Source organism: Aminobacter aganoensis (assembly GCF_014206975.1).
In the GTDB taxonomy this organism is placed as follows: Bacteria; Pseudomonadota; Alphaproteobacteria; order Rhizobiales; family Rhizobiaceae; genus Aminobacter; species Aminobacter aganoensis.
In genome coordinates this window covers 135,317-150,322 of record NZ_JACHOU010000001.1, presented here as the reverse complement: position 1 = coordinate 150,322, position 15,006 = coordinate 135,317, and the positions used below count along the sequence as shown (strand labels likewise).

11 protein-coding genes and 1 tRNA gene are annotated in these 15,006 nt (G+C 65.2%); 7 read left to right on the top strand and 5 right to left on the bottom strand.

Features of this window, described 5'->3' with window-relative positions:
* Positions 1 to 99: 99 nt before the first annotated feature.
* Complete coding sequence (gene tssH / locus GGR00_RS00730; RefSeq protein WP_184698024.1) at positions 100 to 2,868, top strand: type VI secretion system ATPase TssH; 2,769 nt, start codon at positions 100 to 102, stop codon at positions 2,866 to 2,868.
* 10 nt (positions 2,869 to 2,878) lie between these two features.
* Here tssH and GGR00_RS00725 read toward each other — a convergent pair whose 3' ends face one another.
* Positions 2,879 to 3,139, bottom strand: coding sequence for a hypothetical protein (locus GGR00_RS00725; RefSeq protein WP_184697132.1), 261 nt, complete (start codon positions 3,137 to 3,139; stop codon positions 2,879 to 2,881).
* A gap of 14 nt (positions 3,140 to 3,153) precedes the next feature.
* Entirely contained in the window at positions 3,154 to 5,928 is a 2,775-nt protein-coding gene (locus tag GGR00_RS00720) for a caspase family protein (RefSeq protein ID WP_184697129.1), read from the bottom strand.
* 263 nt (positions 5,929 to 6,191) lie between these two features.
* Between GGR00_RS00720 and GGR00_RS00715 the strand changes: the two genes are divergently transcribed.
* Positions 6,192 to 8,228, top strand: coding sequence for a serine/threonine-protein kinase (locus tag GGR00_RS00715; RefSeq protein WP_184697126.1), 2,037 nt, complete (start codon positions 6,192 to 6,194; stop codon positions 8,226 to 8,228).
* Between the two features lie 9 nt (positions 8,229 to 8,237).
* On the opposite strand, the gene GGR00_RS00710 is transcribed toward GGR00_RS00715, so the two are convergent.
* The 3 genes from GGR00_RS00710 to GGR00_RS00700 all read right to left on the bottom strand — a co-directional run bounded on the left by GGR00_RS00710 (position 8,238) and on the right by GGR00_RS00700 (position 9,899).
* Entirely contained in the window at positions 8,238 to 8,783 is a 546-nt protein-coding gene (locus GGR00_RS00710) for a DUF6931 family protein (protein ID WP_246441249.1), read from the bottom strand.
* 74 nt (positions 8,784 to 8,857) lie between these two features.
* Positions 8,858 to 9,526, bottom strand: a complete 669-nt coding sequence (locus tag GGR00_RS00705) for a DUF2161 domain-containing phosphodiesterase (RefSeq protein ID WP_184697123.1) — start codon at positions 9,524 to 9,526, stop codon at positions 8,858 to 8,860.
* Positions 9,527 to 9,620: 94 nt separating this feature from the next.
* Positions 9,621 to 9,899 carry a DUF2218 domain-containing protein gene (locus tag GGR00_RS00700; protein ID WP_184697120.1) on the bottom strand — a complete coding sequence of 93 codons (279 nt, stop codon included), beginning with the start codon at positions 9,897 to 9,899 and terminating at the stop codon, positions 9,621 to 9,623.
* A gap of 247 nt (positions 9,900 to 10,146) precedes the next feature.
* Between GGR00_RS00700 and GGR00_RS00695 the strand changes: the two genes are divergently transcribed.
* From GGR00_RS00695 to GGR00_RS00675, 5 genes are all read left to right on the top strand, one after another.
* A tRNA-Ser gene (locus tag GGR00_RS00695) sits at positions 10,147 to 10,234 on the top strand.
* Positions 10,235 to 10,514: 280 nt separating this feature from the next.
* Complete coding sequence (locus tag GGR00_RS00690) at positions 10,515 to 11,813, top strand: septal ring lytic transglycosylase RlpA family protein (protein ID WP_055976574.1); 1,299 nt, start codon at positions 10,515 to 10,517, stop codon at positions 11,811 to 11,813.
* A 153-nt stretch (positions 11,814 to 11,966) separates the two neighbouring features.
* Positions 11,967 to 13,100 carry a D-alanyl-D-alanine carboxypeptidase family protein gene (locus tag GGR00_RS00685; RefSeq protein WP_162244934.1) on the top strand — a complete coding sequence of 378 codons (1,134 nt, stop codon included), beginning with the start codon at positions 11,967 to 11,969 and terminating at the stop codon, positions 13,098 to 13,100.
* Positions 13,101 to 13,207: 107 nt separating this feature from the next.
* Positions 13,208 to 13,879, top strand: a complete 672-nt coding sequence (gene tmk, locus GGR00_RS00680) for a dTMP kinase (RefSeq protein WP_055976569.1) — start codon at positions 13,208 to 13,210, stop codon at positions 13,877 to 13,879.
* Positions 13,876 to 14,931 carry a DNA polymerase III subunit delta' gene (locus GGR00_RS00675; protein WP_184698019.1) on the top strand — a complete coding sequence of 352 codons (1,056 nt, stop codon included), beginning with the start codon at positions 13,876 to 13,878 and terminating at the stop codon, positions 14,929 to 14,931. Before tmk ends, GGR00_RS00675 begins: the two co-directional genes overlap by 4 nt.
* Positions 14,932 to 15,006: the final 75 nt, after the last annotated feature.

Below are 15,006 nucleotides of genomic sequence, written 5' to 3'. Positions count from 1 at the left end.
CAGACCGGGCCGAGCACGGCTTTGTCAAGTTGCGGTTTGTGTGGCAAGTTATCGGGAACGCAGTCCGGGCATTGGAGACACTCCATGGAACCCAAGGGCATGCAGCAGCGCAGGTCGTCCCAGGGCTTCAAGCGCAAGGAACTGGTCGGCAAGCTCAATCCCACCTGCCTGCGGGCCTTCAAGGCGGCAGCAGATGCGGCAAAGCTGCGTGGTAACCCTTACGTCGAACTCGTTCATTTCATTGAACAACTGGTGCTTTCGGATCGGTCTGACGTACAGATGATCCTGGCCGATGCCGGCGTCGATGCAGCACGCGTGGCGGGCGACATGACACGCGCCGTCGACAAGCTGCCTTATGGCGCAACCTCCATCGAGGAGTTTTCCGATCATATCTTCCACGCCATCCAGGAGGCCTGGAACCTGGCAACGCTGGAATTCGGCAGCGACGAGGTGCGCAGCGCCCACGTCGTGCTCGCCTGCCTGAAGGTGCCGGTGCTGGAAGGGCTGGTGTCGAAGATCAGCACGGAATTCGACAAGGTAGACGCCGATGGGGTGATCGCGCGTTTCGCCGACGTGGTCGACGGCTCGCTGGAGGGGTCTGGCACGGCGGCAACGGCACCGTCGGTCGAGGCGCCGCGCCGCATGGCGCCGGGCGGGGAGTCGGCGCTGGCGAAATACGCCACCGACCTGACCCAGCGGGCGCGCGACGGCAAGATCGACGCTGTGGTCGGCCGCGACCCGGAGATCCGCCAGATCGTCGACATCCTGATGCGGCGGCGGCAGAACAACCCGATCCTGACCGGCGAGGCCGGCGTCGGCAAGACGGCGGTGGTCGAGGGCTTTGCCTTGCGCATCGCCGAAGGCGACGTGCCGCCGATGCTGGAGGGCGTCAGCGTGCGCATGCTCGATGTCGGGCTGATGCAGGCCGGCGCCAGCGTCAAGGGCGAGTTCGAGAAGCGGCTGAAGGCCGTCATCGACGAGGTGCAATCCTCGGAAACGCCGGTGATCCTGTTCATCGACGAGGCGCACACGCTGATCGGCGCGGGCGGTGCCGCCGGCACTGGCGACGCGGCCAACTTGCTGAAGCCGGCGCTGGCACGCGGCGAGCTGCGCACCATCGCCGCCACCACCTGGGCCGAATACAAGCAGCACATCGAAAAGGACCCGGCGCTGACCCGCCGCTTCCAGGTGGTCAAGATCGACGAACCCGACGAGGCCGCCGCGATCCTGATGTTGCGCGGCGTGGCCGGGGTTCTCGAAAAGCACCACCAGGTGCAGATCCTCGACGAGGCGATCGAAACGGCGGTCAAGCTGTCGCATCGCTACATCCCGGCGCGCCAGCTGCCCGACAAGGCGGTCAGCCTGCTGGACACGGCCTGCGCGCGCGTCGCCATCTCGCAGCATTCGCGGCCGGGCGAGGTCGAGGACCTGATGCGCCGCAGGCAGGCGCTGGAGGTCGAGCAAGGCATCATCGGCCGGGAAGCGGCCATCGGCATCGATGTCGAGGAGCGCAAGGCACGCGTCGAGACGGGCCTTGGCGAGACCGATACGGCGCTGGCTGTCGCGCAAGCTCGGTGGGACCGGGAAAAGGAAGTCGTCGCCGAGATCCTCGAGCTGCGCGCAAGGCTGCGCGGCCAAGGCGTGGCGCTCGATCCTGTTGCGCCCGATGCGGTTGCGGAGGAGCAGCCCGCGGCGGATGCCGAGCCGGTGGCGGCCAATGACGATGCGGTGCAGGCCGACCCCGTGGAGCCCGAGGCCGCGGCGGAACAGCCGGCCGACCCTGCCGCCGACCTGGCGCGGCTCAAGGAGTTGATGGCGGTGCTGGCCGAAGCGCAGGGCGAGACGCCGCTGATCCTGCTGTCGGTCGACCGCAATGCGGTGGCGGCGGTGGTGCAGGACTGGACCGGCATCCCCACCGGACGCATGCTGTCCAGCCAGACGGAAAAGGCCCTGCGGCTGGCGCAGACGCTGTCCGAGCGGGTGGTCGGCCAGGACCACGCCATGGAGATGATCGCCAAGCGCGTGCAGACCAGCCGGGCAGGGCTCGGCGCACCGGAGAAGCCGGTCGGCGTGTTCCTCCTCTGCGGCCCCTCCGGTGTCGGCAAGACCGAGACCGCGCTGGCGCTGGCCGAAACGCTTTATGGCGGCGAACAGAACCTGATCTCGATCAACATGTCGGAGTTCCAGGAAGCGCATACGGTGTCGACGCTGAAGGGCGCGCCTCCGGGATATGTCGGCTACGGCAAGGGCGGCATCCTGACCGAGGCGGTGCGGCGCCGGCCCTATTCGGTGATCCTGCTCGACGAGGTCGAGAAGGCCCATCCCGACGTGCACGAGATCTTCTTCCAGGTGTTTGACAAGGGCATGATGGACGACAGCGAGGGCAGGCGGATCGACTTCAAGAACACGCTGATTTTGCTCACCTCCAATGTCGGCTCCGAGGTCATCATGACCAAGACCAAGGGCGGCGAACTGCGCGAGAAGGTCGAAAACCTCGATGCTGCCCTGCGCGCGCCGCTGCTCAAGGTATTCCCCGCTGCCTTCATCGGCCGGGTGGTGACAATTCCCTATTATCCGCTGTCGGGCGACATGATCGAGGCGATCACCCGCCACCAATTCGGCAAGATCGCGCGCCGCCTGCAGACGAGCCACGGCGCGGAGCTGGTGATCGGCGATGGCGTGATGGAACTGATCAAGGCGCGCTGCACCGAAATCGAATCCGGCGGCCGCATGATCGATGCGATCCTGACCAACACGCTGCTGCCGGAACTGAGCCGTGGCGTGCTTAACCGCTCGCTCGACGGCGAGAAGCTGACGCGCGTGACAGTCGGCGCGTCAGGCGAGGGGTTCAGCTACGAGTTTGGGTAGTGGAGCGAACTTACCAATCGCTGGTGTCACCGCCACCACTGTCACTCCGTTCATTGCTCGTTACGGTGGCTGCAACAGTCGGCCTCTTGACCACCTTCGGTTGGACCGGAGCCGCGACGGCAACCTTCTTCGCAGGTGCCGCCTTCTTAACCTGTACAGGCTGAGCCGCAGGTTGAACCGCAGCCTGCTCCTCGACTTTCAACAAAGAGCCACAACCGCTCAGCGGCAGAAGCACGGTCGCCATAAGAAAACTGACGGTATGCGATCGCATGTAACGTCTCCCGTTCATGAGCCCAGCATGTCCAGACGTGGTCGAGACTCGATCCATTCCTTGCGCAAAAGGGCGATCAGCAACGCCCGGGAGTCGCGAGGCGCGTCCGTCCCCAGTACGGCGGCTGCAGCGTCACGGGTGCGAGCGCCGAGTTTTCCGTCAATGTCGCCGACATCCTGGCCCGATCGTTGGAGTGCCAGCTGAACCTCTTTGGCGACATCCGAACTACCGATTTTTCCTAGATCCGATTTCGCGTCTGCCGAGACATCTTTGGTATCCTGCGATGCCGAAAGCGCCAGCAGGCGAACCACCTCACCGCTATCGCGCTGCAATGCCGGATTGTCCTTGAGCAGCTTTGCAGCAAAATATCCGCCCCAGGCATCACCTCGCTCTGCGCTTTCGCGATACCAATTGAGCAAAATTTCTGTGTTTGCATTGCCGTTCTGAACCGCCATGTATCCAAGCAGCCGCCCCGCGGACGGATGACCTTTGGCTCTTGCTTGCTCGAAAAGTTCAGTTGCTCGAGCCTGATCCTTTTCTACGCCAGCACCATCTCGGTAGAGAACGCCGAGATTGACCATCCCATAAACGTCATCTCGATTGGCGGACTCTTGAAACAGGCGTAGGGCTCTCGCGTAGTCCTTCTTGACGTACCGTCCGAGGTAGTACTCGCTTCCAAGCAGGTTCATTGCATAGGTGTGTCCAGATTCCGCGGCGCGTTCCGCAAGAGCCATACCGCGCTCAACGTCGGCCTTGGTCCCTGTCCCATTCACCAGTGCCTTACCTAGGGCATATTGCGAATAGGGATCGCCGCGCTTGGCGCCGGTCTCAAAAAGCGGAATGGCCCGCGACGGATCGCGCTCCACCGCCGCGCCAAATTGGTAAAGCCGGCCTAGCAGGTAGCTGGCGCGGACGTGGCCGGCGTCGCTGGCGGCGTTGAGTTCGGTCAGGGCTTCCTTGAAGTTGCCTTCGGCATAGAGCGCGCGGGCGTATTGATACTTGAACCGCGCCACCTCGGGATGCTGGTCGACGGCGGCCTTGCAGGCAACCAGCGCCTTGGCCACGTCGATGTCGTTGGGCAGCTTGCCGTCGGCTACCGCCTGCACGTCGAGCGGTTCGGCGGCGAGCGTGTCGCATTCGTTGACCGAGACGGCGACGTTGATGGTGATCGGCGCAGGCGCGACCGTCTTGACCGCGGGCATCAGCACGACCGTGCGCACCGGCGGCTGGGCGGCTGTCTTGTCGGCGGGCAGGGGGATCGGCTTGACCTCCATGCTGTCGGTGCTGGTGTCGGCCTTGCCGGACTGGGGCGCCATGGCGACGGTCTCGGCCACCGGCACGTCCGTGTCCGAGGCACTGACCAGCTTGAGCGAGGGGCGAATGCGCAGCTTGGCGATGTCCTCGGCCTTGATCAGGTCGCCTTCGGAAACGATCTGGCCGTCGACCGCAACTTGCGTCTCCGGATCGCGCTTCTCCAGGCGGAGCCAGCCGGTCGGGGCGCTGGAGCGCACGATTTCTTCGGGCATGGCGGCGAAGCCGGTGCCGATGTCGGAAGCCATGGCGACGAGGATCGGCTTGGCCTGCTCGGGTGCTGCCGGCTTGGGCTCGTCGCCCTGCTGGATGGTGAGGGCCGGCTTGACCGGCGCCTGGGCGACTGCCTGGGCATCGACGACGACGCGGACGATGCCGCTGGCGCTGCGGCCGCTGTCGGTGGTGACGCTGTAACGCACTTCGTCACCGGTCATGTCGGCGGATGCCGGCTTGAACATGACCTCCTCGATGCGGTCGGCTGAAACCTTGCTGTCGAGGCTGAGCTGCTGGTCGCCCAGCCAGAGCGTGCCCTGGTCGGGCAGCTTGGTGAAGCTGATCGTCAGTTCCGCATTGCCGCTGGTGATGGGCGGCGAGATGCGCAGGGCCACCTCCTTGGGCGACGGTGGAACCCGTACCTCACGCATGTCCTCTATAATCAAGAGGTTCTGCCGCGTAACGAAGAAGAAGGACGAGGTCAGGCTCGAGGCGTCCCACGGCGTCTGGCGCCCGTCGGTGCGCTTGATGACCTCGGCGCGGATGTCGCTGAGCAGCTTCCTGACCTCGACATTCGGCTTGAGCGCATATTCGGCGAAGGTGCCGGTGAAGGGGCTGAGGCCCTGGGTGCCGTCGAGCGCCACACGGTCGGGCGCGGTCGAGTAGACGATCAGCGTGCCGTCTTGCGGGGCGACCGAGGCGAGGCCCTTCTTGCCTTCGACCGCGACCTTGGCCTGGCCGACATAATAGGAATTGTTGGCGAAGGGATTGTCGCGGCAGGCATCGAGGATCGCGATCTGCAGCGACGACGTCTCGCGCATGTATTCGAGCAGGCTCGACATGTTGTAGGCCTGGACCTCGAGATCGTAGGAGGTCGCCAGGGTGGCATCGACCGGCAGCATGAAGTTGTGGCCGCCGACCTGCACGGCATGGCCGCTGTAGTAGAACAGCGCGACGTCGCCGTCGTTGAGCGTCCTGAGGAAGCCGAGAATGGTTTCCTCGAGGCCCTTCTTGTCGAGATCCTTGCCGAGCGTGACCTCGAAGTTCGCCCGCTCCAGCACGTCGCGGATGCGGTCGGCATCGTTCGTCGCGTTCGGAAGCCTTGCCAGATGCTCATAGGCCGAATTGCCGATGACGAGTGCCGCCCGGCGACCCGAGACGCCGTCGGCAGCCAGCACGGAACCGACAGCCAGGAGCATGATGAGCCCGCAGGCCAGCATCGCGCCAGCCAATCGCGCGGCAATGCCAGCATTGCGAGCAGGCAAGCAGCCCTCGCATACCATTGACTGCCTCCTCTTAGGATCGCAGCGTTTACAGGCTTGGCACGGCTTGCAGTCTTAGAAAGGCAAGCATCCTCCTCGCAGGCATCGGTGTCAACGCTGATCAAAAAGGCTATTGGCCGGTCTTCGGCGGCGTGGCGCTGAGCGAGAGCCCATCGCGAAAATCCGTGTTATTGTCGCGGCATGATCCAGCACCGCAGGTGTGAAGCAATGGCCGGCAGGCGCTCACGCAGGGATGGAACCAAGTCATGACTCCGGACGACGCGACGCCGGAAGACAAGACACGCATCGCGCCCGATACCGGCGTGCACAAGGGCGTCCAGCTCAACGGCATCTACGAGATCGACGAACACATCGCCACCGGCGGCATGGGCGAGGTCTATCGCGGCCACAACATCCAGACCGGCGATCCGGTGGCGATCAAGGTGGTGCTGCGCGAGTTTGCCCGCGACCAGGGCATCCTGGCACTGTTTCGCAAGGAAGCCTCGATCCTCAACCACCTCTCCAACGACGCCATCGTGCGTTACCATGTCTTCACCATCGACCCGACGATCGGCAGGCCGTATCTCGCCATGGAATTCGTCGACGGCCAGTCGCTGGGCGAGCGCATCCGCAGCGGCCCGCTCGACGCGCAGCAGGCGCGCAAGATGCTGGCGCGCGTGGCGTCGGGCCTGTCGGTGGCGCATGAGGCCGGCGTCATCCACCGCGACCTGTCGCCCGACAACATCGTGCTGCCGGGCGGGCGGGTCGAAAAGACCAAGATCATCGATTTCGGCATCGCGCGTTCGGCCAATGTCGGCGGCGGCACGCTGCTCGGCGGCAGCTTCGCCGGCAAGTACAGCTTCGTCTCGCCCGAGCAGCTCGGCCTGTTCGGCGGCGAGGTGACCGAGCAGTCCGATCTCTACAGCCTCGGGCTGGTGCTGGCTGCGGCCTTGCGCGGCAAGCAGCTCGACATGGGCGGATCACCGGTCGAGGTGATCGAAAAGCGGCGAACGGTGCCGGACCTCTCGGGCATAGACCCGGAATTGCTGCCGCTGCTCGAGGCCATGCTCCAGCCGGACCCGAGGGACCGCCCGGAAAGTGCCGCGGCCATCGTCGAATGGCTGCGCGAGACCAGCGGCGTGACCGCAAGCTCAGGCACCCATCCCGGCATCGCCGGCCAGCTCGATCCGGAGCGAAAACCCGCCGAACGCACCTGGCGTCCACCGGGGTCGCCGGCCAGCGGCCAGAAACCACCGCAGCCGGAGGCGCTGTTGCCACGCGATGCCCCCTGGCGCAACGCGGGGGCCGCAGGAAGGTCCGCACCGGAGCGGAACCAGAAACCGGCGGCCAAGGCCCAGCCTGTGCCGGAGAAGCCGAAATCGGGACGGGGCGCGCTGATCGGCGCGTTGCTGCTGGTTGCGGCGGCGGCAGCCGGAGGCGGGGTCTATTATTCCGGGCTGGCGGATGGCCTGCTGTTTGGCGAAAAGACGCCCGTCTCCAGCGATCAGACGGCCGGCGGCAAGCTGACACCGGCGCAGCCCGAACCGCCGTCGGAGCCCGCGGCAAAGTCGCCGCCCGCAACCGAGACCGTGGCGAAGGCGCCCGTGCCGACCGATATCGCCAAGCCGAAGCCGGCGGAACCGGTCAAGCCGATCGCCATCGAGCCGCCTAAGGCGGTCAGCGCAGCGGAATGGTTCAAGGCGTTCGACGGCGGCGCCTGCTTCTATGCGGCAGTGGCCAACGCATCGGCGCCGAGCCCCGTGGTCGACGGGCTGGCGACCTCGAAGGCGCCATTCGACAAGCTGGCCCGCGACTTTTCGGCGGCCTTCGGCAACAAGCCTGCGATCAACCCCCGCATGATCGAACGTGACCAGTGCCCCGTTGCCGACTTCCTGAAGGCGCTGCCGCCGGGCGAGGCGAGCGGGCCGAAGCTGGTGCTGAACAAGGACAACCTCAAGGTGGGCGACTCGCTCCAGGGCACGCTGAGCGGGACCGGCAGCCGAAACGTCAACCTGCTGCTCATCGGCAAGGACGGCGTGGTCTACAATTTCGCCAGCCTGCTCAAGAAATCGGGGGCGGGCGAGGCGACGTTCAGCATGAAGCTGTTTCCGCTCAACGACCAGGAGGCGTCGGCGCCGGAACCGCATTTGATCGTGGCGCTCGCCAGCGACAGCGGCATCAAGGCCGCCGACATCGCCGACCCTGAACTGGCGTCCGACCTGTTCCCGAAGATACGTTCGGAGATCGAAACCCAGCCCAACGGGGCCGGTGTCGCCTTCGGCTATTTCCTGTTCGACCGCTGAGGGCAGGGGTCAAGCGTCGGAACGCTGCAAGGCTTCGCTGCCGGCGAGCTGCAGCCCCATTTCGACGAAGGCCGTCAGCACGTCGTGCCGGTCTTCCAGTGCGACCCGGGCCAGCCCGGCGAGGATGCCCGCATTGACGGCACGCGGCGCCGGCAGCTCGACAGATCGGGCCGTCGCCAGCGCGATCCACACGGCCGGCGTGCGCTGGTCCGGCTTGGCCATCGCCTCCAGCAGCGGCGGACCATTGCCGCCGGCGCCGACCCAGTCGCCAACCGACGCCAGCAGCCGGCGGTCCGGCTCGTCGAAGAGCTCATCGAGATTGGAGAGGCATTCGTGCGCCCACCAGACCGTGGCCGGCATCGGCAGCAGCCAGGCGCAGAAGGTGATCGCGTCCTCGGGCGTTCTGCCGCCAAGCAGCGCCCGGCAGAAATCGGCTGGCGGCTCGTCGGTGGGCGACGCGAGCATATCCAGCGCGACCTCGGGGTGCGCGACGAACAGGTCCCGCGCCGTCCAGAACCGGAACTCCCCGACCATCGCCGAGACCTTTCCCGCCATCCATCCTGGCTGAAACAATATCAGGCTTTTGATCCACGCTCGACTGCCCCGTGCGAAACGGCCAGGTTTGTGCCTCAGTCGCCGGACACAGGCGCCTGGGGCCAGCGTTGCAGCGCCTCGCGGCCTGCGTCGGTAAGGTCGTAGACGCCGCGCTCGACCCTGACGAACCAGCCATAGACATTGTCGAGCAGGATGTTGGCCGCCCGCGATACCGTCGGCGCGAGATCACGCGGCCGCCTGGCGCCTTCGGCAAGGGCTAAGGCACATTTCAGCGCGTCCTGGCGGTAGGCGGTCATGATCGGCGCGCGCGAGCCGCCACCGGCGACCGGATCGCCCTGCCGGCGGCGGTGTTCGGAGACGAGTCGGGAGCGGCGCTTGGGATCCCTGCGAGGGGCGGGCGCATCCGGGCTGAGCAGCACCTCGACGCGCTCGTCGTCGAAGATGCCAAGCAATCCAAAGCCCAGCCGCCGGCACAGGTTGCGAAACCGCTTGTCGCCCTCGCGGCCCTTGCCGCGCGGTGACATGCGCGCCGCAAGCCAGACTTCGTCCGCTGCCGCAGCGCGGTCGACGCCTTGCAGGATGAGCTCGAGGTTGAACTGCAGCTTGAGCTCGCACACCACCACGATCGGCGGCGCGTCGGCGCTCAAGGCAAGCAGGTCGCAGCCGCCGATCTCGCCCTTGACCTCGAAGTCCAGGTTTTCGAGGAAACGTTTGACCGGGATGTAAAGTGCCGTCTCGAGCATTCAGCCCCGTCCCATGCAGCCGGGAACGAGCGAACGAACCGGCTGCCTGCCAGCGCCGCTTAATCGGAGTTGCAGAGTCATCTCCGGCCTGCGCTCAGCTGGCATGCCAGTCGAATTTCAGTTCCTCGCGGAAGGCGAAGCGCACGATGTGGTCGGCGACGACCTGCTCGAGTTGGGGCAGGTTTTCGGCTTCCACCACGACCGTCAGCGACGTGTCGCCGGCGGAAAGATCGACCACCCGTCCCTCTCCGAGATCTATTCGCCCCGTGGTGGGCGAGAACTCGACGGTGAACTTGTGGCTCCAGTGCTTGCACAGCTGCTGCAGGTAGCGGCTTGCATGTTCGGTTGCGACGACTGCGGTTGATTTCGGCATGGTTGTCCTCGGCGTGATCTCGCCCTTGTGCGCCAATGTGGGCAAATAGTCACCCGATTCGGTCGGAAAGGGCAGCCCGGGATGATGATCACCATCGCCGCGTGCAGGCTGCTGCTGCCTGTTCCCGGAGCAGACACCCGGCGAAGTGACGTCGGCAGCAGAACTTGCATCGAACAGCGTTGACGCGACAATGGCCCGGGCGCTACAAGCGCGCCACAAAGGCGCACGGGGCAATCCGGTGCGTCCTGGAGGGATGGCCGAGCGGTTTAAGGCACCGGTCTTGAAAACCGGCGTGGGGCAACTCACCGTGGGTTCGAATCCCACTCCCTCCGCCAATTCAACTTCAACATCCAGGCTCATTGGTTCGACAGCCAGTCCCGGCAAACGGGAAGGCTCCACACGCCCTGTCCTGCATACCCGCAGGCAATCCCGCTCGCCGCAATGACGCCACAATCTCGCCCGGTTCGAACCACAGTCGATTAATACGCTGGCAAGAATTTCCTGCGCACAAGTGGACGGGGATAACGTGCGCGAACTGTTTCTACATTTTTGGCGCAACGGTGTTGCGATTCGACGAGCGGCGCTCGCTTAGTACTGGCAGGGGACCTGAGTAAAATGCAGAACTCGACGCGCACGCGTCTCGGTCGCGCGACCGCGATCAGCATTCTCGCGGCCACCGCTGTCTTCATCGCCGGCTGCGCATCGCAGCAGCCGAAGTCGGTGGCCAGCAAGAAGCGCTCGAAGGAATATTTCGCCGAATCCGAATATGGCGTCAAAGCGAGCCCCCGGGTCACGACCAAGATGTCGGGCCTGCAGCGCGGCGGCGGACGCGACCAGACGGGCAAGCCCTACAAGGTTCGGGGCAAGTGGTATTATCCCAAGGAAGACAAGGACTACGCCGCTGTCGGTGCCGCTTCCTGGTATGGCGACGCCTTCCACGGCCGGCTGACCGCCAATGGCGAAGTCTATGACATGACGAATCTGACGGCGGCGCATCCGACGATGCCGCTGCCGAGCTATGCCCGCGTTACCAATTCCAAGAACGGCAGCTCGGTGATCGTGCGCGTCAACGACCGGGGGCCGTATTCCAACGGCCGCGTCATCGACCTTTCCAAGCGCGCCGCGGAGATGCTCGACTACGCCCACAGCGGCACCGCGAATGTGAAGGTCGAGTATGTCGGACGGGCGCCGCTCGACGGCCAGGACGACCAGTATTTGCTCGCTTCCTACCGGCCCGGAAAGGGCATGGCCGACCCGATCAACGATGGCCTGCCGACCGGCGTGATGATCGCCATGAACGGGCCGACGCCAAGCGCCGCCGTTGGCCAGGCCGCTGCCTTCCCGGGCGCCATGACGGATGTCGCTCCCTCGGTGGCCCTTGTCGCCAGCGCGCAGGACAACACGCTCGCCGCGCAGGCAGCACAGTTCGACCAGCCGGTCATGACGGCACAGGGGCAAGGCATCATCGACGTTGTGCTGCCAGATTTCGGGCCGATAGCTCCTGAACGTCCCGATGCCATGATGCCGGTTCCGCAGACCCGTGTGGCAATCGCCACCATGGGCTATGCCAGCGAGCGCGTCGGCGGCGCGGCAAGAGCCTTTGACGCGCTTGAAGGCAAGACGATGTCCTCCAGCGACATCATCGATTCCTGGAAGCGGCTCAATCCCGGCCCGCGCGCCGAACAGGACCTGGAATCCTACGTTGCCGCCGGCACGTTCGAGAACGGCGATGAAGCCAGACGCGTCGCCAAGGCGCTGTCGGCCTATGGCCGCACCTCGGTCGAACAGTCCGATTTCGAAGGAAAGACCTGGTATTCGGTCGACCTCTATCCGAATGGCAAGACATCGCTCGACGCCGCGCTGAAGGCGGCCTGGTCGCATGGCGCGCCCGACGCGTTCGCCGTCCACGATTGACCGGATTTTCGCTGCGAGGACCTGTGGCTATCTGCCCTGCCACGGTTGATCCCATCGATTGAAGACTGATAGGTTCAAGGCGCTCGACCGGAATACGGGCCGAACGGGGCAGTATCCTTCATGATCTCCAGATTATCCGTGCCGTTCACCTTGATGATCGGCCTCATTGCAGCGCTTGCCTTCATCGGGCAGGCCAGGGCGCAGCTGTTCGAGACCAAGGCCGCGCAGGCTTTCATGATCGATGCCGAAACCGGCACGGTGCTGTTTTCGAAAGAGCCGGACAAGCCCATGGCGCCGGCCTCGCTGGCCAAGCTGATGACGATGGAGGTCGTGTTCAACGCCCTCAAGACCGGCCGCTACAAGCTCGACGACACGTTTGCCGTCAGCGAGAATGCCTGGCGGACCGGCGGCGCGGCGTCGCGGGCTTCGACCATGTTTGCCGCCGTCCGGTCGCAGATCCGCATCGAGGACCTGATCCAGGGCGTGACGGTGCAACTGGCCAATGACGGCTGCATCATCCTGGCCGAAGGCATGGCGGGCTCCGAGGCCAATTTCGCCCTGCAGATGACGGAGCGTGCCCGCGAGATCGGCCTGGCGAAATCGACTTTCGTCAATTCGACCGGCCTGCCGATGCCGGGCCAGACGACGTCGGTGCGCGAACTCGCGCAACTGGGACTGCACATCTGGCGCACCTATCCGGAATACTACCGCTACTACAGCCTGCCGGAATTCACCTGGAACAAGATCCTGCAGCGCAACCGCAATCCACTGATCGCAATGGACATCGGCGCCGACGGCCTGGCTGCCGGCTTCACCGAAGGCGAGGGGTTCGCCATCGTCGGTTCGGTCAACCGCGAGGGGCGGCGGCTGTTTGCGGCGCTGGGCGGGCTCGCCAGCGACCGCGAGCGCTCGGAGGAAGCACGCAAGCTGCTCGACTGGGGGATGCGCGCCTTCGAGAAGAGCGAGATCTTCGCGGCCAACGAAACCGTCGGCGAAGCTCAGGTGTTCGGCGGTGTGAAGTCGCATGTGAAGCTGGTGGCACAGAAGCCGATCTCGCTGTTCCTGCCGATCACCAATCGCGAACGGCTTGTCGCCCGCATCGTCTACAACGGCCCCGTGGCGGCACCGGTGGCGCAGGGAACGCCCATCGGCGCACTCAAGGTCTGGATCGGCGACACGCTGAGCCAGGAGACGCCGCTCTATGCCGCCGAGTCCATCGAAGTCGGCTCGCTGCAGAGCCGCGCCTTCGACGCGGTCAAGGAGCTTGCCATCGGCTGGCTGCGGTAGGCGGGTGGACCTTTGCACCTCTCGACGCTAGAGCTTCGACACCTACATATGCCGTGAGGCCGTTCGTTCGGTTGAACTTGCGATACGGCGAACAGAAAGGCTTTGGAGTGGCGCGCGGCTTCTTCATCACATTCGAAGGCGGCGAGGGCGCGGGCAAGTCGACACAGATCGAACGCCTGGCCAGCAAGCTGCGCGACAAACGCTACGATATCATCGTCACTCGCGAGCCCGGGGGCTCGCCGGGCGCTGAGGCGGTGCGTCACGTGCTGCTGTCGGGCGCAGCCGAGCCCTTCGGCGCGGAGATGGAGGCGCTGTTGTTTGCCGCCGCACGTTCCGATCATGTCGAGCAGGTGATCCGTCCCGCGGTCGAGCGCGGCGCCATCGTGCTGTGCGACCGCTTTCTCGATTCCTCGCGTGTCTACCAGGGCGTCACCGGCAACCTCGATCCCGATTTCATGACGGCGGTCGAGCGCGTGGCCATCAACGGCATGATGCCGGACATGACGCTGATCCTCGACCTCGATCCGGTGGAAGGGCTGCGGCGTGCCACCGCACGGCGCGGGCAGGATGTCGCCGACCGGTTCGAAAAGGAGACTGTCGACATCCACCAGCGCCGCCGCAACGCCTATCTGGCGATTGCCGAGAACGAGCCGGACCGCTGCGTGCTGATCGATGCCTCGAAGGACCAGGAAGAGGTCGAGCACGCGATCACCGATGCGGTGTTTGCGGCGCTCGAGGCGCGCGCCTCGGCCGGCAGCCGGGCGAGGGCGGACGCCTGATGTTCGAGCGCATCGCTCCCGAGCAGCACGACACGCTGGACGGCATTCCCGAGCCGGCGGAGAATCCGCTGCTGTTCGGCCACGAGCAGGCGGTCTCGATACTGACCGCTGCCTATCGCTCCGGCAAGCTGCCGCATGCGCTGATCCTCGCCGGTCCCGTCGGCATCGGCAAGGCGACACTTGCGTTTCATCTCGCCCATCATCTGTTGCGGCACCCCGACTACCGCAGCGCGCCGGAAACGCTAGCGCTTCCAGATCCGAAATCGGCATTGTTTCGGCAGGTCGCGACCGGAGCGCATCCGTCCGTGCTGCATCTGACGCGGCCACAGAACGACAAGACCAAGGGGTTCAAGTCGGTCGTTACCGTCGACGAGATCCGCAAGGTGTCGAAGTTCCTGTCGATGACCTCGCATGACGGCGCCTACCGTGTCGTCATCGTCGACCCGGCCGACGACATGAACACCAATGCTGCCAATGCCTTGCTGAAGAACCTTGAAGAACCGCCTGCGCGCACGCTGTTCATCCTGATCGTGCATGCCCCCGGCAGCCTGCTGCCAACCATCCGTTCGCGCTGCCAGACCATTCGCCTGACGCCGCTGGACGATCAGAGCCTGCTGTCAGTGCTTGCCGGCACCGATCAACCGGCACCGGATGAACCGGATGCGCGCGAAGCGCTGATCTTGCGGGCAGGGGGCAGTGCCCGCGCTGCGATCCTGCTCACCCAATATGGCGGGCTGGAGATTGCCGAGGCATTGGACAAGATCGTGCAGTCGGGACGCAACGACATCGGCGCTGCGCACCGGCTGGCCGATGCCGTGGCCGGGCGCGACAGCGCCATCCAGTTCGAGATGTTCAATCGCCGCGCCCTGGACCTTTTGTCCGACACGGCGTCGCTGGCGGCGCGCGCCTCCGATCTTTCCCGCGCCAACCTGTTGTCCGCTGCTTGGCACGATGCACAAAACGCGATATCCGAGACGGAAACCTACAACCTCGACAAGAAGCAGCACGTCCTGGCCATGATCGACCGCCTGAATGCCGCGATGCGAATGTGACGCTCGTCCAACCGGGATGGCAATCGCCATGCCGATGCGTTATTTCACCGCGACCCATTCATTCCGACATTCATG

Coding starts and splice junctions, on each gene's coding strand:
- tssH (WP_184698024.1), top strand. CDS start 100: ATGCAGCAGCGCAGGTCGTCCCAGGGCTTCAAGCGCAAGGAACTGGTC.
- GGR00_RS00725 (WP_184697132.1), bottom strand. CDS start 3,139: ATGCGATCGCATACCGTCAGTTTTCTTATGGCGACCGTGCTTCTGCCG.
- GGR00_RS00715 (WP_184697126.1), top strand. CDS start 6,192: ATGACTCCGGACGACGCGACGCCGGAAGACAAGACACGCATCGCGCCC.
- GGR00_RS00710 (WP_246441249.1), bottom strand. CDS start 8,783: ATGGCGGGAAAGGTCTCGGCGATGGTCGGGGAGTTCCGGTTCTGGACG.
- GGR00_RS00705 (WP_184697123.1), bottom strand. CDS start 9,526: ATGCTCGAGACGGCACTTTACATCCCGGTCAAACGTTTCCTCGAAAAC.
- GGR00_RS00700 (WP_184697120.1), bottom strand. CDS start 9,899: ATGCCGAAATCAACCGCAGTCGTCGCAACCGAACATGCAAGCCGCTAC.
- GGR00_RS00690 (WP_055976574.1), top strand. CDS start 10,515: ATGCAGAACTCGACGCGCACGCGTCTCGGTCGCGCGACCGCGATCAGC.
- GGR00_RS00685 (WP_162244934.1), top strand. CDS start 11,967: ATGATCGGCCTCATTGCAGCGCTTGCCTTCATCGGGCAGGCCAGGGCG.